A 22,503-nucleotide genomic window follows, 5' to 3' on the forward strand; every position below is an offset into this window, starting at 1 on the left:
CAAGGGTAAATTAGTTATTAGAAAGATAAAAAAGAATAACGTACATAAGTATATTTGATTAAGGGTTTATAATATAGAAGAGAAAATTCTTGTTTATAATGTTTTGGTTTTGTTAAGATAAAATTAAATTGTAAAGGAGTGAATGGATTGCGTTGTCCATCCTGTTTTCACAATGGTACGAGAGTATTGGATTCGCGTCCAGTTGACGAAGGGCGATCGATTCGTAGAAGAAGAGAGTGCGAAAGTTGTCTCAATCGCTTTACAACATTTGAACGTGTCGAGGAGCCGCCACTAATTGTTGTAAAGAAAGAAGGAATGCGAGAAGAGTTTAACAAAGAGAAAATTTTGCGCGGTTTAATTAAAGCGTGTGAAAAACGACCTGTATCTTTAAAACAACTAGAAGAAATTACGCAACATGTAGAACGTGAATTGCGTAACTTAGGAATGTCAGAAGTAAAAAGCGATATGATTGGTGAAATGGTCATGGAAGAGCTTCGTGATATTGATGATGTTGCATATGTACGTTTTGCATCTGTTTATCGACAATTTAAAGATTTGAACGTATTTATTGAAGAATTAAAAGATATACTTCAAAAAGAACGAAAATAAAAGAGCTAGAAGCGTAAGCTATTAGCTCTTTTTTTCACTGATAAGTAGTAACAAACGGAAATATAAATCACATATATCCCGCTATTTGCGGGCCGTAAGATCTCCACCTTGAAATTCTGAGAAAATAAAGAAGAGAGGTAGAGGATAACTGCTGGCATGCGCCTAATTGGTGAGAGCTTTCCGTCGGTGAGGGGTGAAAAAGCTCCCTTCATTGATGGAAGTTTCACTTTATGATAAGAATGGATAACAGAAAGGATTTGCAAGGATGGAAAGACAGTCATGGATGGAGTTACTGCCAATTGACCGTTATAAAGTAAGCGCAAGAGGACTGCTCAGTAATTATGACCGTAAAGTGCTTACGATGCTATATCAACCGCTAATCGGTAGTAAAGCTTTTAGTTTATATATGACATTGTGGGGCGAATTGGAGCAGGATCGTTTATTTGGAAGAGAAAATACACACCATTCTATTATGGTAACGATGCAAATGCAGCTCCCAGATATTTATGAAGAACGTATGAAACTAGAGGCAATTGGACTTTTAAATGTGTATATGAAAAAAGAAAAAGATATTCGCATGTTTATTTATGAGTTACAGCCACCTCTCATGCCGAAGCAATTTTTTGATGATATTGTATTAAGTATTTTTTTATATAACCGCTTAAGCAAGGCAAAATACAATCAAGTAAAGCAATATTTTTTAGAAGAAGAATTTGACTTCGTTTCTTATGAAAATACGACACGATCCTTTAATGAGGTGTTTGGCTCGTTTAATCCAGGACAAGTTGAGTATGCCAAGGAAGAACTGCTTATACCAAATACAACTGTGATGCCGAGCAGAGCGCAGGGCAAGGCACCTCAGCTCTGGAATGATTTCTTTGATTTTTCATTATTTGTAGAAGGATTATCAGCGCTCGTTCCGCGCAAAGCCATTACAGAACAGATGCGTGAATGTGTGCTGACATTAGCTTACGTATACGGGATTGATCCGCTATCTATGCAAAATATTGTTCTTGGTGCTGTTACGGAACATCATACAATTGATATGGAACGACTGCGAAAAGGTGCGCGTGATTGGTACCAATTTGAGAATGGACAAGCGCTCCCGGTATTTAGTGAACGAACGCAGCCACTGCATGCGCGGACAATGAAAGAGAAAGAACCGACGACACAAGAAGAAATGCTCATTAAACAGTTAGAAGAAATTTCGCCAAGAGAGTTATTAAAAGAAATTTCGGGCGGAGCTGAGCCGACGAAAGCTGATTTGCAAATTATTGAAGAAGTGATGCTGAATCAGAAGCTAACACCAGGCGTTGTAAATGTGCTGATTTATTATGTGATGCTTCGTTCTGATATGAAGCTAGCGAAATCGTACGTGGAAAAAATCGCTGGACATTGGGCTCGTAAAAAAGTTACAACGGTAACGGAAGCGATGAGTCTTGCGAAAGAGGAAAACCGTCAATATCAAGAATGGGCAGAAACAAAGAAAAAAGGAAAGACGACGAAGAAAACAGTTCGTAAAGAACTTGTACCAGATTGGTTAAAGGAACAAGCTGAAGAGAGCGAACAATTGGCTGAACAATCGAATCGCAGTGAAGGTCATGAAAAATTAGAAGAAGAGCGTAAAAAGTTAGAGGAAGAGCTAAAAAAATATAAGCGAAACGAATAGAAGAGAGCTCCCTTTGAGGTGAAGAAATGGAACCAATTCAAAATACATTTGCGAAGTTAATGCAAAATGAAAATTTTAAGAATAGATATGAAGTATTAAAACAAGAGGTAATGGTGCATCCGCGTATAAAAAAGTTTATAGAAGAGCATCAAGGTAAAGTGACAACGTCCATGGTAGAACGCAGCCTTGTGAAGTTATATGAGTACATTGGACAAAGTGTTGGATGTGAAGATTGTCCGAACTTAGAGTCATGTAAAAACATGATTCAAGGATATGAACCAAAGCTTATCATTCAAGGTAAGATGATTGATATTCAATATGATCGTTGCGTAAGAAAAGTGGCTTATGATGAGAGGAAGAAACATGAGAAGTTAATTCAAAGTGTGTATATGCCAAGTGATATTTTGCAAGCTTCTATGGAAAATTTAGACCCATCAGATTTAGAGCCTCGGTTTCAGGCAATTCGTGCGGCTAATGAATTTTTAAGTGCATATGAGCCTGGAAAAAAAGTGCAGGGACTATACTTTCATGGACCATTTGGTGTAGGGAAAACTTATCTTTTAGGAGCAATTGCCAATGAAATGGCGTTGCGAAAAATAAGTTCTATGATTGTGTATCTACCAGAATTTTTGCGTGAAATTAAAAGTTCATTGCAAAATAATACAATTAGTGAAAAGATTGATGCAGTGAAGCGTGTACCAGTATTAATGTTAGATGATATTGGAGCAGAAGCGATGTCGAGCTTTGTGCGCGATGATGTACTTGGAGCAATTTTACAATTTCGTATGCTGGAGAACTTACCGACGTTTTTTACATCTAACTTTGATTTTAAACAGTTGGAACATCATTTAACATATACACAGCGCGGAGAAGAAGAAGAAATGAAAGCGGCCCGTATTATGGAGCGTATCAAATATTTAGCGAAGCCGATTCCTATTGGTGGGAAAAACCGCCGGCATACGTAAAGAGCAAGCAGCGAGCTTGCTCTTTATTTTTTGGAAGGAAATATAATAAAGCACTACTTTGAATGATAAATTACTTTACGCTTGTATCATTTTTTGTACATCCCCCTAATATATATGGAAATAGCAAGGATTATAAAAGGGGGGACAAAAGTGATTGAAATCTGCTTTGAAGAAAAAAATGATGCTATTGTTATATATAAAGAGCTGAAAAAACGGACAGATGATATATATGCAGAAATAAGCATTTATTTGTATGAACAAATGGTGATTGTTCATATACCAATACAAGAATCATGCTACATTGATCGAGTGGTTATCCCTGTACTTGTTCAATATATTATAAATACAAAACAAGATGAATGGATAAGTGATATTTTAAAAGAGAAGTTTTACTATGAAGAGCGAGAAGAACGAATTCAAATTTTACATATGGCTCATTCTATTTTAAATGGGAGACGTAAGGGGCTAACAGATGCACCTTCTAAACAAAGAGGGAAAGAATTGGTAGTTTCTTCCTTGCGGGGGTGGATGCATGATACGATGTCTTTTTCGTTTGAAGCATACATTCGTTTTCGCTTGAGAAAGTACAATGAATTTTTATATCGCACTACAGAGATGGCGATAGATGAATATAAGTTAGAACAAGAGTATCAAATGTTTGTGGAAACGCTCCGGCAGCAAGTAAGCAGCCGAAAGTCGCGTTTGTCATGCTTGCATCTTGTGTTTGATGACAGTTTTATTTTTTATGATGAAAAGGGAGCTCGTTTAAAACAAGATAAACTTGTTCAGTATATAGAAGAAGAATTACTCTCTCAAAAAGACTTGTACATCGATCCGAATATTATGGCGCCGCTTCTTTCAATCTCGCCTAAAACAATTCATCTGTATACGAAAGAGCAAGATCATAATATGATTGTGACAATTCAAAATGTGTTTCAAGAGAGAGTACAACTATATGCGCTTCATGAATTTGAAAAGAATGTGAAAAATTATAAAAATAAAGGGAACGCCCTTGATTTTCTAAATTTTTGAGCATATAATTACGTACATACATGAAAATATATTGAAATGTTACGATGAGGACATGAGTTATTATCTACGATTCTCAGAGAGGGAAGCCTTAGGCTGTGAGCTTCTTAATACGAGATTATTACTTACCACCTCTGAACTTCAGCAGTGAACGAAATTCTAGTAATTGCTGACGGTAAATGCCGTTAAAATGAACTTGAGCAGTTAGCAATGCGTTAGCTGGAACAAGGGTGGAACCACGAATTCAACACTCGTCCCTTTTTATAGGGACGGGTGTTTTTTATTTTGACTATGAAAAAGGAGTGACCAAAGATGGCAGATGTAGTAAAAATTACATTCCCAGACGGAGCTGTGAAGGAGTTTCCAAAAGGAACAACAACAGAAGACATTGCTGCTTCTATTAGTCCTGGCTTAAAGAAAAAAGCAATCGCAGGGAAATTAAACGAGGAAATGGTAGACTTACGTACATCGATTGAGCAAGATGGTGCAATTTCTATTGTTACATTAGATTCTGAAGATGGTCTGTACATTTTACGCCATTCAACAGCCCACCTATTAGCACAAGCATTAAAGCGTTTATATAAAGATGTGAAGTTAGGAATTGGTCCAGTAATCGAAAATGGCTTCTACTACGATATCGATATGGAAGAAGCGATTACAGTTGAGGACTTCCCGAAAATTGAAAAAGAAATGCAAAAGATTGTGAACGAGAACTTAGAAATCGTTCGTCATGAAGTACCACGTGCTGAAGCACTTCGTCGTTACGAGGAAATTGGCGATGAGCTAAAATTAGAATTAATTAACGATCTTCCGGAAGATGCGGTTATTTCAATTTATGAACAAGGTGAATTCTTCGACCTTTGCCGCGGTGTTCACCTTCCATCTACAGGGAAGATTAAAGTATTCAAATTGCTAAGCGTAGCAGGTGCTTACTGGCGCGGCGATAGCAATAATAAAATGCTACAACGTATTTACGGTACTGCATTCGTGAAAAAAGCAGAATTAGACGAGCATTTACGTCTTCTTGAAGAAGCGAAAGAGCGTGATCACCGTAAATTAGGTAAAGAGTTAAAACTATTTACAAATAGCCAAAAAGTAGGACAAGGTCTACCACTTTGGTTACCAAAAGGTGCAACAATCCGTCGTATTATCGAGCGTTACATTGTTGATAAAGAAGCAAGCTTAGGATATGACCACGTATATACTCCAGTATTAGGAAGCCGAGAGCTTTATGAAACTTCTGGTCACTGGAATCACTACCGAGATGGCATGTTCCCATCAATGGAAATGGATAATGAAGAATTAGTACTTCGTCCAATGAACTGCCCTCACCATATGATGGTTTATAAAAACGATATCCACAGCTATCGTGAATTACCAATCCGTATTGCGGAGCTTGGAACAATGCACCGCTATGAAATGTCTGGTGCACTATCAGGATTACAACGTGTACGCGGAATGACTTTAAATGATGCGCACATTTTCGTTCGTCCAGACCAAATTAAAGAAGAATTAAAACGCGTTGTAAACTTAACTTTAGAAGTATACAAAGACTTCGGTTTAGAAAATTATTCATTCCGCTTATCTTATCGTGATCCAGAGGATACTAAAAAGTATTATGATGACGATGAAATGTGGGAAAGAGCACAAGGCATGTTAAAAGAAGCTATGGATGAAATGGGTCTTGAGTACTATGAAGCTGAAGGTGAAGCGGCATTCTACGGTCCGAAACTTGACGTGCAAGTTCGTACTGCGCTTGGAAAAGACGAAACACTTTCAACTGTACAATTAGACTTCTTACTTCCAGAACGCTTTGAGTTAACTTACATCGGTGAAGACGGTAAGCATCATCGCCCAGTTGTTATCCACCGCGGTGTTGTATCAACTATGGAACGCTTTGTTGCCTTCTTAATCGAAGAATATAAAGGTGCATTCCCAACTTGGTTAGCACCAGTTCAAGTGCAAGTAATTCCAGTTTCTCCGCAAGTACATTTAGATTATGCGAAGAAAGTACAAGAAGAATTACAACGTGCTGGCATTCGGGTTGAAGTGGATACTCGTGATGAAAAAATCGGTTACAAAATCCGTGAGGCACAAATGCAAAAAATCCCGTATATGCTTGTAGTAGGTGACAATGAAGTTGCTGAAACTGGTGTGAACGTACGTAAATATGGTGAACAAAAATCAGAAACAATCTCGTTAGATGCATTCGTTGACCTAATTAAAGCTGAAGGAAAACGATAAGAAAAAGTCGCGGTTCGTCCGCGGCTTTTTTTGTATGTTTTTGTTTGGTAATAAGAACCAAAGTTCGCTTTGTATAAAAAAATGTTGCATGTATTCGTTTTGTTTGTTACAATATTTTTTGTTGCTACTTAAGAAGTTTGACTTCTTGACACGCATCACGTCCTATGATAGAATCATCAAGGATAATAGAATACGGATTTGTGGAACAAGTAGAAGCACCCGCTTCTCACCTGATTGACGCGAAAGCAGTTACCAGGTAAATGTATTTCTTACTTAAGATATTACAAGTGTGGGTGTCATATACCCGCACTTTTTTGTTTGGGTTCTGCCTTCCCAAAACGTATTCCCATAAAACCTTGGAGGTGGCTTACTATTAGCAAGGACATGATGATTAACGAGCAAATTCGTGCACGTGAAGTACGTTTAGTTGGTGCAAATGGTGATCAACTTGGAATTAAGTCTCGTCAAGAAGCATTAGATATGGCTGCAAACGTAAATCTTGATCTAGTATTAGTTGCTCCAAATGCGAAACCACCAGTATGCCGTATTATGGACTACGGAAAATTCCGCTTTGAGCAACAAAAGAAAGAAAAAGAGCAGCGCAAAAATCAAAAAATCATTAGTATGAAAGAAGTACGTTTAAGTCCAACAATTGATGAACATGACTTTAACACAAAACTTCGTAATGCTATTAAATTCTTGGAGAAAGGCGACAAAGTTAAAGCGTCTATTCGCTTTAAAGGTCGTGCTATTACTCATAAAGAAATCGGTCAACGTGTTTTAGATCGCTTCTCTGAAGCTTGTGCTGAAGTTAGTACAATTGAATCTAAGCCAAAAATGGAAGGACGCAGTATGTTCTTAGTTTTAGCACCGAAAAATGATAAGTAATAAATAGAGGAGGAAATCACTATGCCTAAACAGAAAACTCACCGCGGCGCTGCAAAGCGTTTCAAAAAAACAGGATCTGGTAAACTAAAGCGTTCTCACGCTTACACAAGCCACTTATTCGCTAACAAATCTACAAAAGCTAAACGTAAATTACGTAAAGCTGGTGTAGTAAGCGCTGGTGACTTCAAACGTATTCGTCAAATGCTTGACAACATGTAATTAATATTTTGTTCAGATAGATATCTAGGAGGGAAATAATATGCCAAGAGTAAAAGGTGGTACGGTTACTCGTAAACGTCGTAAAAAAATTATTAAATTAGCAAAAGGTTACTACGGTTCTAAACATACATTATACAAAGTTGCTAACCAACAAGTAATGAAATCTTTAATGTATGCGTTCCGTGACCGTCGTCAAAAGAAACGTGACTTCCGTAAATTATGGATCACTCGTATTAACGCAGCTGCTCGTATGAACGGTCTTTCTTACAGCCGTTTAATGAATGGTCTTAAGCTTGCTGGTATCGAAGTAAACCGCAAAATGCTTGCTGACCTAGCTGTTTATGACGAAAAAGCTTTCGCTGAATTAGCAACAGCTGCTAAAACTGCTTTAAATAAGTAATGATAAAAAATCCTTAGGACATTGTTCCTAAGGATTTTTTTGATACAGTATGAAATGCTGTGAAAATCGTTGGTGCTATCGTTGCAACACGTAAAGAGTTACAAGAAGTACTGCAATTTGCTGCGGAAGGAAAAGTAAACGTAATCATTGAAACACATCATCTTCATGAGATTAACGATGTTTTTTCTGAAAGGGAAGAAGGAAAGATTAATGGACGTGTTGTGTTAGATATGACAAAGTAGGCATAAAAGATACAATAATATAGAAGAATAAACATAAAAAGTCGGAGGTATTCTCTGGCTTTTTATGTTTATCCCGCTATTGGCGAGCAGTAAGACCCCCACCTCAAGATTGTGAGGAGTCCGAAGAAGATAGGCGGGGGATAAATTGCTGGCATGCGCCCGATTGGTTCAACTAACCATCAGAGGGGATGGAGAAGACCCCCACTGATGGAAGTTTCACTTTATTTGAATGAAATATGCTGTGAAATGGGAGTTTGACTTCAGACAATCATGTCTTTCCACGCGAAACTGACACTGTTATAATGTAAGAATGTAACTTGCTTATTTTCTTATATTTACCATTAGAATGGAACAATATCGGATAATGTTTATTGGATATTGAAGGAGGAGTACGTTTTGGATTTACTACAGCTATTTAAATTACAAAAAGAATTAGATGATCGTATTGCGAGAGAACATAATTTAGAGCCAAAAAAGTTGTTAAAAGAAAAGATGCTAGCGCTTCTTGTGGAAATTGGAGAACTTGCAAACGAGACACGCTGCTTTAAATATTGGAGCAACAAGCCAGCATCTGAGCGTGCAATTGTATTAGAAGAGTATGTAGATGGGTTACATTTTATTTTATCTATCGGAATTGACTTAGGAATTGATAAAAATTTCTTATTTTATAAGTGTGCAATAACAAATAAAACACAGGTAGAAATTTTCTTAGATGCATATGCAAAAGTAATCCGTTTTAATGAACAGCCGTCTATTACGAATTATATTGAATTGTTTACGAGCTATCTTCGCCTAGGACAAGCACTCGATTTTGGTCAAGAAGAGATTGAAAAAGCATATTTAGATAAAAACGAAGTGAATCATCAGCGTCAAACAGAAGGGTATTGATGGAATTTTTTGAACATTCTTTTCCTCTCTTGTATAATTAAAGGAATGAAGAAAAAGGAGGTCATTGTCCAATGACAAAACTAGATGCGACATTGACAATGTTAAAAGAACTAACAGACGCGCGCGGGATTGCTGGAAATGAACGTGAGCCTCGTGAAGTAATGAAGAAGTATATCGCACCGTTTGCTGATGAAGTATCAACAGATAACTTAGGAAGCTTAGTTGCGAAAAAAATTGGTGACGGTAACGGCCCAAAAATTATGGTAGCTGGTCATTTAGATGAAGTTGGTTTTATGATTACGCAAATTGATGATAAAGGTTTCTTACGCTTCCAAACAGTTGGCGGCTGGTGGTCACAAGTTATGTTAGCGCAGCGCGTAACAATTGTTACGAGCAAAGGTGATGTAACGGGTGTCATTGGTTCAAAGCCACCTCACGTTTTACCAGCTGAAGCTCGTAAAAAACCAGTTGACATTAAAGATATGTTTATTGATATTGGCGCTTCTAGTAAAGAAGAGGCAATGGAGTGGGGCGTACGTCCAGGAGATCAAGTTGTACCATACTTCGAATTCCAAGTGATGAAAAATGAGAAAATGTTACTTGCGAAAGCGTGGGACAACCGTATCGGCTGTGCAATCGCAATCGATGTTTTAAAGCAACTAAAAGATGAAAAACATCCAAATATCGTATACGGTGTTGGAACTGTACAAGAAGAAGTAGGTCTTCGCGGAGCGAAGACATCTGCAAATTATATTCAACCTGATATCGCATTTGCAGTCGATGTTGGTATTGCTGGTGATACACCAGGTATAAGCGAAAAAGAAGCACAAGGCAAAATGGGTGATGGCCCGCAAATTATTTTATATGATGCATCTATCGTTGGACATAAGGGTCTTCGTGACTTCGTTGTTGGCGTAGCAGATGAATTAAATATTCCATATCAATACGATGCACTTCCAGGCGGCGGAACGGATGCAGGTGCAATTCATGTTTCTGTGGATGGTATTCCAGCGATGGCAATTACAATTGCAACTCGCTATATTCATTCTCATGCTGCAATGCTGCATCGCGATGATTATGAAAACACAGTGAAGTTAATTGTAGAAGTTGTGAAACGTCTTGATGCTGAGGCTGTACATAACATTACATTTGATTAATATACGAAAGAGCGAAAGGACATTCCTTTCGCTCTTTTTCATCCCGCTATTCGCGGGCAGTAAGACCCCCCGCCTCAAGATTTAGAGAAAAGCGAGGAAGATAGATGGAGGACAACTGCCTGTAAAAGCCCGATTGGTTCAACTAACCATCAGTGGGGGATGAAAAAAAACCACTGATGGAAGTTTCACTTTATTTAAATGGTGGTTCTAATCCAGCGGCTGTATACGGACCTAAAATGATTAAACGAGATAGCTGCAAGGCCATATAATGAGGCGTATACGGCATATTTTGTCTTAACCAAGAAATAATCATACCTAAATGTGCACCTGCCATATAACTAGTAAGAATATCACGAGGTACAATTAATTCTTCTTCATTTGGTTGTGAAAGAGAAAGGGCGTTAAGCAAATCCGTTTGAATTGCTTTCATCATTTGTGAGGAAAACTTCGGAATCCCATTCTCTCCAAGCATCACTTGATAAAAGAAAGCATGTTCAGCAATATGGCTAAATAAAGATAAAAAGATAGGATGAGGAGTATCAAAAGTAAGTTCAAACTCCTTCTTATCTAATTTTTTCGATTGGAGAATATTTGCTAATGCTGTTAACATTTCTTCAATGCTTTTGTCTAGTAAATCATATTTGTCGTGATAATGACTATAAAAGGTAGCGCGGTTTACAGTTGCCTTTTCAGCAATATCTTGAACCGTAATACTATCAAAACCTTTTTCATGTATTAAAGATACAAGAGCGTCACGTATCGCTTGTCTCGTTCGTTTTACGCGTGGATCATTTGAATTTTTAATAGACATTTTCGTTCTCCTTGCTTTGTTTTTTATACTTTTTCAACATATATATGAAGGACTGTTGGAAAAACAACATATCGAAATAAATTGTTGGTTGTCACTCAGAATGAATTATTTATAATTATAAACGATATTCTTTTTCTTAGCACAAAATAAGGAGAGGATTTTGTGCTCGGAAAAGGGTTATTTTTTTAACTAGTCCTTAACAATATGAATGGTCAATATTGTTAACTAAAAGAAGAGAAGGACTTGTTAAAAAATACATTAATATTCAAAACAAGGAGAGAACACAATGAGTCAATTTCGGAGAATGATTATCATCAATGTTATTACATTGATTGTGTTAGTTGGCGGCGGATTTGCCGGTTATTATTATTACAATCAATCAACAAGTTATTTAAAAACGGACAATGCAAAAATTGATGGAAAAGTTATACCAATTGCATCTCCAGCAGCTGGAAAATTAACAAACTGGACAGCTGAAGTAGGAAAAAGTTATAGTGCTGGGGATAAAGTAGGTTCTGTAACGACTAACGCTGGCGGAACAGCACAAGAAGTGGATATTACAGTTCCGACAAATGCAACGCTTGTTCAATCGAATGCAACACAAGATTCTTACATTGCTCCAGGAACACCGCTTGCATATGCCTATAATATGAGTGATTTATGGGTAACGGCAAACATTAAAGAAACAGACATCGACGATATTCAAAAAGGGCAAGAAGTAGATGTGTACGTAGACGCATATCCTAATACAACGTTAACAGGAAAAGTAGAACAAATTGGTTTAACAACAGCAAATACATTCTCTATGCTACCATCTAGTAATGCAACAGCAAACTATACGAAAGTAACACAAGTTATTCCAGTTAAAATTTCATTAGACCATAGTAAATCGTTAAATATTGTCCCAGGCATGAATGTCACAGTTCGGATTCATAAGTAAGGGGGAATGAAATATGTCCTCGATCTTTATTGCAGGATACGCTCTTTTATGTATTGTCGTGTTCATTATTGTAAATCGTGTTTTTAGAAAGAAAGAAACACAAAGGATAGAAGAACCGGTTCAAGCAGTTTTAAAGGATACAAAAGAGGCAGTAATAAAACAAGAAATATCAGAAGGTATTGAAGAGAGAACTCAGGAACAAGAAATTGTAGAAGAAACAATTGAAAAACAAGAAGCATTAGAATTTGTAAAAGCACCGGTACAAGAACAAAAAGCGGAAAGTGAAGAACCGAAAGCTTCTCGGTCTCAGGCGGTTCTTCCTGATTTTAACGTGAAGGTCGTCTTGGCTGTTCTTATTTCCGGGATGTTCGTTTCGATTTTGAATCAAACATTAATTAATGTTGCTTTACCGTCCTTAATGAATGAATTTAATGTATCGACATCTACAGCGCAGTGGCTTACAACAGGTTTTATGCTTGTGAACGGGGTATTAGTACCGGTTAGTGCGTTTTTAGTTTCGCGGTTTACGTATCGAAACTTATTTTTAGCAGCCATGATATTCTTTACAGTAGGTTCGATTATTTGTGCGGTATCTGGAAATTTTACGATGATGATGACAGGACGTGTCATTCAAGCGGTTGGTGCCGGTATTTTAATGCCTATTGGAATGAATATTTTTATGACAATCTTCCCGCCTCATAAACGCGGGGCGGCGATGGGATTGCTCGGTGTTGCAATGATTTTAGCGCCTGCCATTGGGCCAACAATTACAGGATGGATCATTCAAAACTATAAATGGAATGTGATATTCTATGCGATGTTTATTATTGGTTTACTCATTATTGTATTAGCACTAAAATATTTCACGCTAAAACAGCCTGTGTCAAAGGCAACGCTGGATACGTATGGTGTTATCACTTCTAGTATCGGCCTTGGGAGCTTACTATATGGTTTTAGTGAGGCAGGAAATAAGGGATGGAGCAGTGCGGAAGTTATCATTGCGATTATTATTGGAGTTATTGGACTAAGTTTATTTATATGGAGACAGTTAACAGCTGACAATAAAATATTAGATCTTCGTGTATTCAGCTATTCTGCATTTACTTCGACGCTGATAATTAATGCAATTGTTACGATGGCGCTATATGGTGGGATGCTATTACTTCCTATATATTTACAAAACATCCGTGGATTTACACCGATTGATTCAGGGTTAATACTTCTTCCAGGATCTTTAATCATGGGACTGATGGGACCATTTGCCGGAAAGCTATTTGATAAATACGGGATTCGGCCACTTGCAATTTTTGGATTACTCCTGACAACATATGCAACATACCAATTTACACATCTAACATTAGAAACACCCTATAATGAGATTATGCGAGATTACATTATTCGTTCGTTTGGGATGTCCTTTATTATGATGCCAATCATGACAGCAGGGATGAATGCTCTGCCAAGGCAACTGATTTCGCATGGAACAGCAATGCAAAATACAGCAAAGCAAGTTGCTGGTTCCATTGGGACTGCGCTTTTAATTACAATTATGACACAGCAAACGACAAATCATATGGCAGACTATGCAAATGCGATTACAACAACAAACTCGATTATTGTAAACAAACTATCTCAAATGGGGCAAAGTATTGCTGCATTGACAGGATCAGCTCAGGCAGGAAACGCGTTAAGCTCACAAATGCTATTTGGGCAAGTTTCGAAGATGTCCGTTATTAACGGAATTAATGATGCGTTCTGGATTGCAACATTATTAACAGCTATTGCCTTATTCTTATCGCTTTTCTTACAATCAGGAAATAAGGTGAACAAAAAAGCAGAGAGATGATGTAAGTAGTTCGGTTATGAAGTGGAGAAATGTTAATGAATAGACTAAATAACAAGCAAAATGGCACTGTTTTGAACAATGGAATCGCATAAAAAAACGCAGAGATTTTGAAATCTCTGCGTTTTTCTGTTATGAAATAGTGTTCTTTTTTATTAGTGAGCCCGTTAGTCGATGAACAAGCGTCTTTTATTTAAATATTAATGCTTTACAAGTTTTGTCTGCCCTTTTCCTTCATTTGCAGAAATATGCAAATAGGAGGGTGTATGTGTTTGTAATTCGCGATCTACCATCTGATCTAATCGCTTGATCGCTTGCAGTGCTTTTTCATAAGAGATTGTTCGATAGTGATGTGTTCCTCCTGGTTCTTCATCTGCTTCGTCTGCCCATTTAATAATATTTTGCAGAGACGTTCTTTCAAGTGTTTGCTCTAGTAGAAAAGAATCAGTGTGCAGGAGAATGGCAACAGAAATTTCCTTTGCTTGATTAGGGTGTTCTCCTAATCGGATTAGCAATTTATGAGCTCTTTCCGCTCCTTTAATAGCGTGTATATCATTCTCTTTATACAATTCATAGTCCCATTCCCCATTGCGATACCATGTGTGATGTCCGATATCATGAAGAAAACCAGCCTTTGTTGCCGCATCGACTGAGGCGTGATGCTTTTTGGCTAAGTGGAACGCGTGGTAAGCGACAGCAATCGCATGAACCATTCCAGAACGATTTACATATTTTTGGGTGATGGGATGCTGAAAAATTTGTTCAAGTGTAACACGGCGCATAAAACATTCACTCCTTTCATTCAGTGCAGTGTATTATAGAAAAAAACAATAGCTATAAATATATTTTGAACATTTTACTACATCATTGTTATGTTAGTAAAGTAATTAGTGATGTAATAGAAAAATTTTTTATGTTATGATCCCTTTTCAGGAGAATAACTAAATTACATCATTTCATAGAAAAAGATCCCTATTACAACAAGCGAAAATAGAGTAATCCCTACATGTTTAATACTAGTTATTTGATTACGTGCCCCGCTAATTCCTGCTAATAAACTAGCAATAGCCAACATACTCCAGTACATAGACGGTGAAAGAGGGGAAGGCTGTTCTACATCCTTTCCTATTACTGCAGAAATTATAGGCAGGAGAACGAGTGAAAAACAAACTATTCCCATTAGAAGAATAAACCATTTTTTATGTATTGCTCCTCTTATCATGAAAAATAATCCCCCGTCAATGCCGCATAGTACAAGAACGGGTACGAAAAGGATCCAAAGTAAGACAAAGATTTGCATATATAAGAAAGCCTCCTGTGTAATAAGTTATATTTTATAACAGAAGGTTTATTTTGGGTATTATGAAAAAAAATGGATTTTTATCCCGTTATTAATCAACAGATTTGCTCTGTTTTTTTATTGGCAGAAATATGAACATGGGATGTCGATTGTTGGATTTGTAATTCGCGATCTACCATTTGATCTAATCGCTTGCAGTACCTTTTCATAAGAGATTGTTCGATAGTGATGTGCCCGGTCAGGTTCTTCATCTACTTCGTCAGCCCATTTAATAATATTTTGGAGAGGTGTTATCTCAAGTGTTTGTTCTAGTAGAAAAGAATTAGTGTGCAGGAGAATAGCAACGGAAATTTCCTTTGCTTGTTTTTGTCGTTCTCCTAATCGGATTAGGAATTTATGAGCTCTTTCCGTTCCTTTGATGACATGTATATCATTTTTCTTATACAATTCATAGTCCCATTGCGATACCATGTGTAATGACCGATATCATGAAGAAAACCGGCCCTTGTTGCTGCATCGACTGAGGCGTGATGCTTTTTGGCTAAGTGGAACGCATGGTAAGCTACAGCGATTGCGGGAACCATTCCGGAACGATTTGCATATTTTTGTGTGATAGGATGTTGAAGAATTTGTTCAAGCTTAGCACGGCGCATAAAACATACACTCCTTTTATTCATTACAGTGTATGGTAGAAAAAATAATAGCTATAAAGATATTTTGAATATTTTACTCCATCATATTGTGTTAGAAAAGTAATTAGTAATTTAATAGAAAAAATTTTTATGCCACATTTCCTAGGACAGAAAGCATACTTATTTTGGGAAATACTTTAACAAAATTATTAAAGTTCGTCCAAATGTCTATTTCGCAAAGCTTTATTCAGTCATATAAATATAGTAACTCTATAAAGAAAGGAGTTAAATGTATGGCCCTTCTAACTAACTGTACTACATGTACGCCTCCAGCGGGTTCAACACCTATTCTTACTGTGGATGTACCGGGTGGACTTGCTATTAATTTATTGGGTATTCATATCGAAGCTTGCCCAATCTGTCTTACGGTATTCACTGGTGGTGGCACGTTAACAGCTGAGCAGCAAGCTATTGCAAATAACCTTGTACAAGCTGTTAACAATTTGATTCCGAGTATCCCAAGTGCTCAAAAGTAAATAAGTGAATAGGTATTTTGAAAAGCCTTCCGTTTTTCTCTGGAAGGCTTTTTTGGTGAATAGGATTAGAGACGGGGCATGAACATATCACCCCGTCTTTGAGGAAATTTCTTATCTTTTTAAGCCTTGCTCCAATGTAGTTAACATTTCATGCTTTTCATTTTCATCAGCATTTTTCCAAATCACTTCAAATAAAACGCCAAGCCCTGGAAGCATTTTTTCTTCCCCACTTTGAATGGCATCGACAATTGTTTCTTGTAATTGGTCTTGCGTATTTCCAGATACGTTTGCTAATACAGCACCGCGTAAGTTAAAGTTCATCATTTTCACCTCTTTTTAGGAATGGAAACTGACATTAGTTTTTGTTCTTTTTTATGTAAATATGTATGAAAAATAGGCTATAATGAGAAGACAAGAAGAGAGGGAAATACATATTATGAAAAACATTGATTCAGTACAAAATCCGCGCGTAAAGCAGTGGAAAAAGCTGCAGACGAAAAAAGAGCGCGATAAAAAAGGTTTATTTTTTGTAGAAGGCTTTCATTTAGTTGAGGAAGCTTTAAAAGCAGGAGTTGTAACAGAGCTTATCGTTTGGGATCAAACAGATCTTCCGAAAGATTGGACAGTTACCAATGTTGAAATGTACATTGTGCCTGAAGCAATTGTAAAGGTGCTATGTGAAACAGAAACAACGCAAGGCGTATTTGCGGTTTGTGAGAAACAAGAAAAAGAAGTAACTTTGACGAATGGAAAGTTCCTGTTACTTGACGGTTTGCAAGACCCGGGTAACTTAGGAACAATTATTCGCACAGCAGATGCAGTTGGTATTCATGCCGTTGTGCTTGGAGAAGGATGCGTTGATATTTATAACAGTAAAGTACTGCGTTCTACACAAGGCTCTGTATTCCATTTACCGATTGTAAAAGGAAACTTAGAAGAATGGGTAGACAAGCTAAAAGAAAAGAACGTTCCTGTATACGGAACAGCTCTTGAAAACGGGGTTCCATACGGTCAAGTAACGCCGACGGGAAGTTTTGCATTAATTGTAGGAAACGAAGGAAATGGTGTACGCCAAGAGATTCTTTCCAAATGTGATCAAAACTTGTATATTCCGATTTACGGGGGAGCAGAATCATTAAATGTTGCTGTTGCAGCAGGGATTTTAACGTATTATTTACAAACTCCAGTTGCGAATCGATAAAAAACTTCTTATAATAGGTGGAAGTATATGTTCAAAAAGGAGGATAAAGAGAGCCGAGTAGTTCGAGGCACGGAAGCCGCGAGGACACGGAGTGTAGCTGGACTACATGAGTACCGGAGTGGCGACGTAACGAAGAAATACGACAGCTATCTTTACCGGACGTTTTGAACATCCAATAAAAGTGAAATAGTTTAAAAAACGATGATAGAGAAGAGTAGCTTGCAAAATCGCCATATAGGGAGAGAATGCCATAGACTGAAAGCATTCTTATGGTAGACGTGAGTGAATTCACCTCTGGAGTTGGCGCCAGGACCATTTGTATGTAAAGGCGTTCCGGTTTAACAAGCCGTTATAACTAATTGAGTGGGCAGACTCGTTCTGTCAATTTAGGGTGGTACCGCGAATTTACCTCGTCCCTTTTTAGGGAGCGAGGTTTTTTTATTTTTAAAATTAGGAGGGTTCCAAATGGAAGCACGTTTAAAAGAGCTAAAGCAAGAAGCGCTGCAGCTGATTGAAGAAGCGAAAGAGCTAAAGGGCTTAAACGATGTACGCGTAGCGTATTTAGGAAAAAAAGGTCCAATTACAGAAGTACTGCGCGGCATGGGGAAATTATCTCCAGAAGAGCGTCCGCGTATGGGAGCGTTAGTAAATGAAGTGCGCGAAGCAATTCAGACACGTTTAGAAGAAAAAATTAATCATTTAGAAAAAGCAGTAATTGAAGCAAAATTATCATCTGAAACAATTGATGTAACATTACCAGGCCGTCCTGTAAATACAGGCTGCCATCATCCGTTAACAGCAGTTGTTGAGCAAGTTGAAGATTTATTCATCGGTATGGGCTATGAAGTTGCTGAAGGTCCAGAAGTAGAAAAAGATTATTACAACTTCGAAGCGTTAAACTTACCGAAAGACCATCCAGCACGTGATATGCAAGATTCCTTCTACATTACAGAAGAAATGTTGCTTCGTACACATACATCTTCTGTGCAAGCAAGAACGATGGAGAAGAATACAGAAAAAGGCCCAATTAAAATTATTTGCCCTGGTAAAGTATATCGCCGCGATGATGATGATGCGACGCACTCTCATCAGTTCATGCAAATTGAAGGCCTTGTAATTGACAAAAACATTCGTATGAGCGATTTAAAAGGTACATTACAAGCATTTGCGAAGAAGATGTTCGGTGAAGACCGTGAAATTCGCCTTCGTCCAAGTTTCTTCCCATTTACAGAGCCATCTGTTGAAATGGATATTTCTTGTATGATGTGTCATGGAAAAGGTTGCGGCACATGTAAAGGAACTGGCTGGATTGAAATTTTAGGTGCAGGTATGGTTCATCCAAACGTTCTTGAAATGGCTGGTTATGATTCAAAAGAATATCAAGGCTTCGCATTCGGTATGGGTGCAGAGCGTATTGCGATGCTAAAGTACGGCATTGATGACATTCGTCATTTCTATACAAACGATGTACGTTTCTTACAACAATTCAAACGAGCGTAAGGGAAGGAGAGATAAAGAATGTTCGTATCATATCGTTGGTTACAAGAGTATGTAGATATTAAAGATGTAACAGCACAAGAACTAGCTGATAAAATCACAAAAAGCGGTATCGAAGTAGAAGGCGTTGAAGTATTAAATAAAGGCGTAAAAGGTGTTGTAGTTGGTCACGTATTAGAGTGCGAAAAACATCCGGAAGCTGATAAGTTAAGCAAATGCTTAATCGACATCGGTGAAGAAGAGCCAGTTCAAATTATTTGCGGTGCTCCTAACATTGCGAAAGGTTTAAAAGTACCAGTTGCAAAAGTTGGCGCTGTTCTTCCTGGTAACTTCAAAATTAAAAAAGCAAAACTACGCGGTGAAGCTTCTCACGGTATGGTTTGTTCTTTACAAGAGCTTGGCATTGACGGCAAATTAGTTGCAAAAGACTATGCAGAAGGTATTTTCATTTTCTCAAGTGATGTTGAAGTTGGTGCAGACGCACTTGAAATTTTAAACTTACACGATGAAGTACTTGAACTAGGTTTAACACCGAACCGCGCAGATTGCTTAAACATGTTAGGTGTTGCGTACGAAGTAGCAGCAATTTACGGCCGTGAAGTGAAACTTCCAGCAGCAGACTTAAAAGAAGCAGCAGAGAAAACATCTGATTACATTTCTGTAAGTGTAGAAGCAACAGAGCAAAACCCACTATACATTGCGAAAATGGTGAAAAACGTAAAAGTTGGTCCATCACCAATTTGGATGCAAACGCGCCTCATGGCAGCTGGCATTCGTCCAATTAGCAATGTAGTTGATATTACAAACTATATTTTAATTGAATACGGTCAACCGTTACATGCGTTTGATTATGATAAATTAGGATCAAAAGAAATCGTTGTTCGTCTTGCACAAGAAGGCGAGAAAATGACAACATTAGACGATCAAGAGCGTACATTACAAGCGCATCACCTTGTGATTACAAACGGTACAAAAGCGTTAGCTGTTGCTGGTGTAATGGGCGGAGCGGATTCTGAAGTAGATAATGATACAGTAAACGTATTAATTGAGTCTGCATATTTCGCAGGTCAAACAGTTCGCCGCACATCAAAAGACTTAGGTCTTCGCAGTGAATCAAGTGCACGTTTTGAAAAAGGCATCGACCCAACACGTACATTCGAAGCGATTCAACACGCAGCGGCGTTAATGGCAAAATATGCTGGCGGCGAAGCGTTAGAAGGCGTTGTAGAAGTTGATCACTTACAAGTGGAAGAGCGTACAGTATCTGTTACAGTTGAAAAAATTAACCGTGTGTTAGGTACAGACATCTCTGTGAGTGAAGTGAGCACAATCTTCACAAACTTAAAGTTCCCATTCACAGAAGTGGAAGGTGCATTCCATGTGAACGTACCGGCACGTCGCCCTGATATTACAATTCCAGAGGATCTAGTAGAAGAAGTAGGTCGTTTATATGGATACGATTGCATTCCTTCAACATTACCAACTGGTACAATTACACGCGGTAAATTAACAGAAGCACAAATAAAGCGTCGTAAAGTACGCCGTTATTTAGAAGGTGCTGGTTTATATGAAGCGATTACGTATTCATTAACAAGTGCGGAAAAAGCAAAACAATACATGGTGGAATCAAACGAAAAAACACCTGTGAACCTTGCACTTCCAATGAGTGAAGAACGCAGTCAGCTTCGTTTAAGCCTAGTACCGCAATTATTAGAAGCAGTAACATATAACAATGCTCGTAAAGTAGATAACGTTGCATTATACGAAGTAGGTTCTGTATTCTTACCAACAGTAGAAGGTGAACTTCCGAAAGAAGAACAACATCTTGCTGGGGTTATGACAGGGCTTACTCTTCATCATCAATGGCAAGGTGAGAAGAAGGTTGTTGACTTCTTCGTTATGAAAGGTGTATTAGAAGGATTATTTAACGTACTTGGCGTTGCTAAGAACATCACGTATGTACCAGCAAAACGTGAAGGCATGCACCCAGGCCGTACAGCTGACATTTTACTAGACGGTGAAGTTATTGGCTTCATCGGTCAATTACATCCAGAAGCACAAAAACAATTAGATGTAAAAGAAACGTACGTATTCGAATTGTCTCTTGTAAAAATATTTGATGCAGATGTAGAAGAAACATACTACACTACAATTCCACGTTTCCCATCTATGACACGTGATATGGCTGTTGTTGTAGCTACTGAAGTGAAAGCTGGCGAAATGAAGCAAATAATTGCTGAAGCAGGCGGAGCACTTCTAAAAGAAGTAACATTATTCGACTTATATGAAGGCGAAAAAATGGAAGAAGGCAAAAAATCACTTGCATTCTCTATGAACTACTTCGACCCAGAACGTACATTAACAGATGAAGAAGTAACAGAAGCACATAGACGTGTATTAGCAGCGGTAGAAGAGAAATTTGGTGCGGAGTTACGTAAATAATAAAAAAGCGGCCTTGTGGCCGCTTTTTTTTGTTGCGTTTTATACTTGTACAATTTTAACGGATAGTTACACTCTCATCTTAATAAAGAAGATCGGAGAGAGTTTTCGCTAAGAGTTTGATTATGCATACGGTGAAGGAGAGGTTACTTTTTCAGAAAAAGGAACTCCATTTACAGTACCTGAAGCTGTAAGAGTTATATTTCCAGGTCCAAAAGCAGTGACAGTAGTGTTAAAGAATCCGTCTGCATCTGTAAAAACCATGGTTGGAGAAACAGTTGCTGAACCTGCCACTGTGAAAAAAACTGGTATACCTGCAAATCCGATGCCATTGACTAATAAACGATCTGGTGCAGGAGCGTTATCATCTTCGCTTGTCGAACTGAACCCAAGATTTACTTCTATACTAGTAATTACTAATCTTTTAATACAAACTTTGATGATTTTTTTTTCTTTGAATGTAAAGGAAACACGTAATCCATCTATAATTCCGAAATTTTGTTCCTGGGCAGAAACTTCACCAAGAATTGCCACGCCAGTAACTTCAAAAAGGTCACCTTCGTTAGCATCTTCGCGGTCAATGACACATTGAAAAGGAATATCATCGGAAATTTGAAAATCTGGAACTAGAGTACCATCTTCCAAAACTGCAGTGTAAGTTAAAGTTTTATGAATGACCCCGCAAACTACAGCTTTTTCTGGGACTACATTTTCGATTTCAGCCTCAACTGTTTGTGTAAAGGTAACGGTATTTTCAAGTGCTGGGGGGACAAGTTGTGTTGAGCACTCAACAACAACTTGGCAACAAGTTATTGGGTTAATAAAAGGATCAGCCATTAAGTATTCCTCCTTGGTTTTATAGGACATATTTTTTTATATCTCTTGGAATCTTTTACTTCACAAATAGCTGTTTGAATAGGATGCTCTTTTTCTTTATTGTAGATTATGAAATATATAAGGAGCTTGTATAGGAGGATACATGAGGCTAGATTCC

General features: G+C 37.8%; 21 protein-coding genes, 2 pseudogenes and 3 other annotated features. Of the genes and pseudogenes, 17 read left to right on the forward strand and 6 right to left on the reverse strand.

The features are described 5' to 3' along the window. Positions 1-147: 147 nt before the first annotated feature. The 11 genes and pseudogenes from nrdR to LRP84_RS03215 all read left to right on the forward strand — a co-directional run bounded on the left by nrdR (position 148) and on the right by LRP84_RS03215 (position 10,310). A complete protein-coding gene (nrdR, locus tag LRP84_RS03165) occupies positions 148-609 on the forward strand; it encodes a transcriptional regulator NrdR (RefSeq protein ID WP_098305307.1) in 462 nt (153 codons plus the stop codon). A 265-nt stretch (positions 610-874) separates the two neighbouring features. Beyond that, the gene (locus LRP84_RS03170; protein WP_230573751.1) at positions 875-2,278 is read left to right on the forward strand and encodes a replication initiation and membrane attachment family protein; all 1,404 of its coding nucleotides are present in this window, start codon (positions 875-877) and stop codon (positions 2,276-2,278) included. A gap of 26 nt (positions 2,279-2,304) precedes the next feature. Next, on the forward strand, positions 2,305-3,243 hold the full coding sequence (gene dnaI, locus LRP84_RS03175) for a primosomal protein DnaI (RefSeq protein WP_230573752.1): 939 nt from the start codon (positions 2,305-2,307) through the stop codon (positions 3,241-3,243). A gap of 150 nt (positions 3,244-3,393) precedes the next feature. Then, positions 3,394-4,275, forward strand: a complete 882-nt coding sequence (ytxC, locus tag LRP84_RS03180) for a putative sporulation protein YtxC (protein WP_230573753.1) — start codon at positions 3,394-3,396, stop codon at positions 4,273-4,275. Between the two features lie 32 nt (positions 4,276-4,307). After that, positions 4,308-4,534: a binding site (T-box leader), on the forward strand. A 50-nt stretch (positions 4,535-4,584) separates the two neighbouring features. Further along, positions 4,585-6,516 carry a threonine--tRNA ligase gene (gene thrS, locus LRP84_RS03185; RefSeq protein WP_230573754.1) on the forward strand — a complete coding sequence of 644 codons (1,932 nt, stop codon included), beginning with the start codon at positions 4,585-4,587 and terminating at the stop codon, positions 6,514-6,516. Positions 6,517-6,717: 201 nt separating this feature from the next. After that, positions 6,718-6,838, forward strand: a sequence feature (ribosomal protein L20 leader region). Between the two features lie 62 nt (positions 6,839-6,900). After that, positions 6,901-7,404 carry a translation initiation factor IF-3 gene (infC, locus tag LRP84_RS03190; RefSeq protein WP_020060081.1) on the forward strand — a complete coding sequence of 168 codons (504 nt, stop codon included), beginning with the start codon at positions 6,901-6,903 and terminating at the stop codon, positions 7,402-7,404. 21 nt (positions 7,405-7,425) lie between these two features. Beyond that, positions 7,426-7,623, forward strand: coding sequence for a 50S ribosomal protein L35 (rpmI, locus tag LRP84_RS03195; protein WP_020060080.1), 198 nt, complete (start codon positions 7,426-7,428; stop codon positions 7,621-7,623). 40 nt (positions 7,624-7,663) lie between these two features. Beyond that, the gene (gene rplT / locus LRP84_RS03200) at positions 7,664-8,023 is read left to right on the forward strand and encodes a 50S ribosomal protein L20 (protein ID WP_230573755.1); all 360 of its coding nucleotides are present in this window, start codon (positions 7,664-7,666) and stop codon (positions 8,021-8,023) included. Between the two features lie 23 nt (positions 8,024-8,046). Further along, positions 8,047-8,265, forward strand: a pseudogene (locus tag LRP84_RS03205) (zinc-dependent alcohol dehydrogenase); the annotation flags it as partial. Positions 8,266-8,661: 396 nt separating this feature from the next. Next, entirely contained in the window at positions 8,662-9,153 is a 492-nt protein-coding gene (locus LRP84_RS03210; protein ID WP_098305295.1) for a dUTP diphosphatase, read from the forward strand. A 71-nt stretch (positions 9,154-9,224) separates the two neighbouring features. Next, positions 9,225-10,310: a M42 family metallopeptidase gene (locus LRP84_RS03215; RefSeq protein ID WP_230573757.1), complete on the forward strand. Its 1,086-nt coding sequence runs from the start codon at positions 9,225-9,227 to the stop codon at positions 10,308-10,310. A gap of 190 nt (positions 10,311-10,500) precedes the next feature. Here the strand turns inward: LRP84_RS03215 and LRP84_RS03220 are convergent, their stop codons facing one another. After that, the gene (locus tag LRP84_RS03220; protein ID WP_230573758.1) at positions 10,501-11,121 is read right to left on the reverse strand and encodes a TetR/AcrR family transcriptional regulator; all 621 of its coding nucleotides are present in this window, start codon (positions 11,119-11,121) and stop codon (positions 10,501-10,503) included. Positions 11,122-11,407: 286 nt separating this feature from the next. Between LRP84_RS03220 and LRP84_RS03225 the strand changes: the two genes are divergently transcribed. Both LRP84_RS03225 and LRP84_RS03230 read left to right on the forward strand, forming a co-directional pair. Then, a complete protein-coding gene (locus LRP84_RS03225) occupies positions 11,408-12,061 on the forward strand; it encodes an HlyD family secretion protein (RefSeq protein WP_230573759.1) in 654 nt (217 codons plus the stop codon). A gap of 13 nt (positions 12,062-12,074) precedes the next feature. Further along, complete coding sequence (locus LRP84_RS03230; protein WP_230573760.1) at positions 12,075-13,907, forward strand: DHA2 family efflux MFS transporter permease subunit; 1,833 nt, start codon at positions 12,075-12,077, stop codon at positions 13,905-13,907. 197 nt (positions 13,908-14,104) lie between these two features. On the opposite strand, the gene LRP84_RS03235 is transcribed toward LRP84_RS03230, so the two are convergent. The 3 genes and pseudogenes from LRP84_RS03235 to LRP84_RS03245 form a co-directional block, all read right to left on the reverse strand. Continuing rightward, entirely contained in the window at positions 14,105-14,686 is a 582-nt protein-coding gene (locus LRP84_RS03235; protein ID WP_230573761.1) for an HD domain-containing protein, read from the reverse strand. Positions 14,687-14,850: 164 nt separating this feature from the next. Continuing rightward, a complete protein-coding gene (locus LRP84_RS03240) occupies positions 14,851-15,204 on the reverse strand; it encodes an ammonia permease (RefSeq protein ID WP_230573762.1) in 354 nt (117 codons plus the stop codon). 95 nt (positions 15,205-15,299) lie between these two features. Continuing rightward, positions 15,300-15,857, reverse strand: a pseudogene (locus tag LRP84_RS03245) (HD domain-containing protein). Between the two features lie 272 nt (positions 15,858-16,129). On the opposite strand from LRP84_RS03245, the gene LRP84_RS03250 reads away from it, so the two are divergent. After that, positions 16,130-16,372 carry a hypothetical protein gene (locus LRP84_RS03250; RefSeq protein WP_230573763.1) on the forward strand — a complete coding sequence of 81 codons (243 nt, stop codon included), beginning with the start codon at positions 16,130-16,132 and terminating at the stop codon, positions 16,370-16,372. Between the two features lie 111 nt (positions 16,373-16,483). Here the strand turns inward: LRP84_RS03250 and sspI are convergent, their stop codons facing one another. Beyond that, positions 16,484-16,693, reverse strand: a complete 210-nt coding sequence (gene sspI, locus LRP84_RS03255) for a small acid-soluble spore protein SspI (RefSeq protein WP_230573764.1) — start codon at positions 16,691-16,693, stop codon at positions 16,484-16,486. Between the two features lie 82 nt (positions 16,694-16,775). Between sspI and LRP84_RS03260 the strand changes: the two genes are divergently transcribed. The 3 genes from LRP84_RS03260 (at position 16,776) to pheT (ending at position 21,512) form a co-directional block, all read left to right on the forward strand. After that, the gene (locus LRP84_RS03260) at positions 16,776-17,573 is read left to right on the forward strand and encodes a TrmH family RNA methyltransferase (protein ID WP_230573765.1); all 798 of its coding nucleotides are present in this window, start codon (positions 16,776-16,778) and stop codon (positions 17,571-17,573) included. Positions 17,574-17,765: 192 nt separating this feature from the next. Continuing rightward, positions 17,766-17,994 (forward strand) — a binding site (T-box leader). 44 nt (positions 17,995-18,038) lie between these two features. Further along, entirely contained in the window at positions 18,039-19,073 is a 1,035-nt protein-coding gene (pheS, locus tag LRP84_RS03265; RefSeq protein ID WP_230573766.1) for a phenylalanine--tRNA ligase subunit alpha, read from the forward strand. 18 nt (positions 19,074-19,091) lie between these two features. After that, complete coding sequence (gene pheT / locus LRP84_RS03270; protein WP_230573767.1) at positions 19,092-21,512, forward strand: phenylalanine--tRNA ligase subunit beta; 2,421 nt, start codon at positions 19,092-19,094, stop codon at positions 21,510-21,512. Positions 21,513-21,632: 120 nt separating this feature from the next. Here pheT and LRP84_RS03275 read toward each other — a convergent pair whose 3' ends face one another. Continuing rightward, positions 21,633-22,346, reverse strand: a complete 714-nt coding sequence (locus LRP84_RS03275) for a hypothetical protein (protein ID WP_230573768.1) — start codon at positions 22,344-22,346, stop codon at positions 21,633-21,635. Positions 22,347-22,503: the final 157 nt, after the last annotated feature.

The sequence above is a fragment of the Bacillus rhizoplanae genome (genome assembly GCF_917563915.1).
Classification (GTDB): domain Bacteria; phylum Bacillota; class Bacilli; order Bacillales; family Bacillaceae_G; genus Bacillus_A; species Bacillus_A rhizoplanae.

What these genes read in the sequence shown, in the direction of transcription:
- pheS (WP_230573766.1), top strand. Translation starts at nt 18,039, where the DNA reads ATGGAAGCACGTTTAAAAGAGCTAAAGCAAGAAGCGCTGCAGCTGATT.
- rpmI (WP_020060080.1), top strand. Translation starts at nt 7,426, where the DNA reads ATGCCTAAACAGAAAACTCACCGCGGCGCTGCAAAGCGTTTCAAAAAA.
- LRP84_RS03220 (WP_230573758.1), bottom strand. Translation starts at nt 11,121, where the DNA reads ATGTCTATTAAAAATTCAAATGATCCACGCGTAAAACGAACGAGACAA.
- LRP84_RS03260 (WP_230573765.1), top strand. Translation starts at nt 16,776, where the DNA reads ATGAGAAGACAAGAAGAGAGGGAAATACATATTATGAAAAACATTGAT.
- LRP84_RS03225 (WP_230573759.1), top strand. Translation starts at nt 11,408, where the DNA reads ATGAGTCAATTTCGGAGAATGATTATCATCAATGTTATTACATTGATT.
- LRP84_RS03170 (WP_230573751.1), top strand. Translation starts at nt 875, where the DNA reads ATGGAAAGACAGTCATGGATGGAGTTACTGCCAATTGACCGTTATAAA.
- sspI (WP_230573764.1), bottom strand. Translation starts at nt 16,693, where the DNA reads ATGAACTTTAACTTACGCGGTGCTGTATTAGCAAACGTATCTGGAAAT.
- LRP84_RS03230 (WP_230573760.1), top strand. Translation starts at nt 12,075, where the DNA reads ATGTCCTCGATCTTTATTGCAGGATACGCTCTTTTATGTATTGTCGTG.
- LRP84_RS03235 (WP_230573761.1), bottom strand. Translation starts at nt 14,686, where the DNA reads ATGCGCCGTGTTACACTTGAACAAATTTTTCAGCATCCCATCACCCAA.
- infC (WP_020060081.1), top strand. Translation starts at nt 6,901, where the DNA reads ATGATGATTAACGAGCAAATTCGTGCACGTGAAGTACGTTTAGTTGGT.
- LRP84_RS03275 (WP_230573768.1), bottom strand. Translation starts at nt 22,346, where the DNA reads ATGGCTGATCCTTTTATTAACCCAATAACTTGTTGCCAAGTTGTTGTT.
- thrS (WP_230573754.1), top strand. Translation starts at nt 4,585, where the DNA reads ATGGCAGATGTAGTAAAAATTACATTCCCAGACGGAGCTGTGAAGGAG.
- rplT (WP_230573755.1), top strand. Translation starts at nt 7,664, where the DNA reads ATGCCAAGAGTAAAAGGTGGTACGGTTACTCGTAAACGTCGTAAAAAA.
- LRP84_RS03240 (WP_230573762.1), bottom strand. Translation starts at nt 15,204, where the DNA reads ATGCAAATCTTTGTCTTACTTTGGATCCTTTTCGTACCCGTTCTTGTA.
- pheT (WP_230573767.1), top strand. Translation starts at nt 19,092, where the DNA reads ATGTTCGTATCATATCGTTGGTTACAAGAGTATGTAGATATTAAAGAT.
- LRP84_RS03215 (WP_230573757.1), top strand. Translation starts at nt 9,225, where the DNA reads ATGACAAAACTAGATGCGACATTGACAATGTTAAAAGAACTAACAGAC.
- LRP84_RS03250 (WP_230573763.1), top strand. Translation starts at nt 16,130, where the DNA reads ATGGCCCTTCTAACTAACTGTACTACATGTACGCCTCCAGCGGGTTCA.
- dnaI (WP_230573752.1), top strand. Translation starts at nt 2,305, where the DNA reads ATGGAACCAATTCAAAATACATTTGCGAAGTTAATGCAAAATGAAAAT.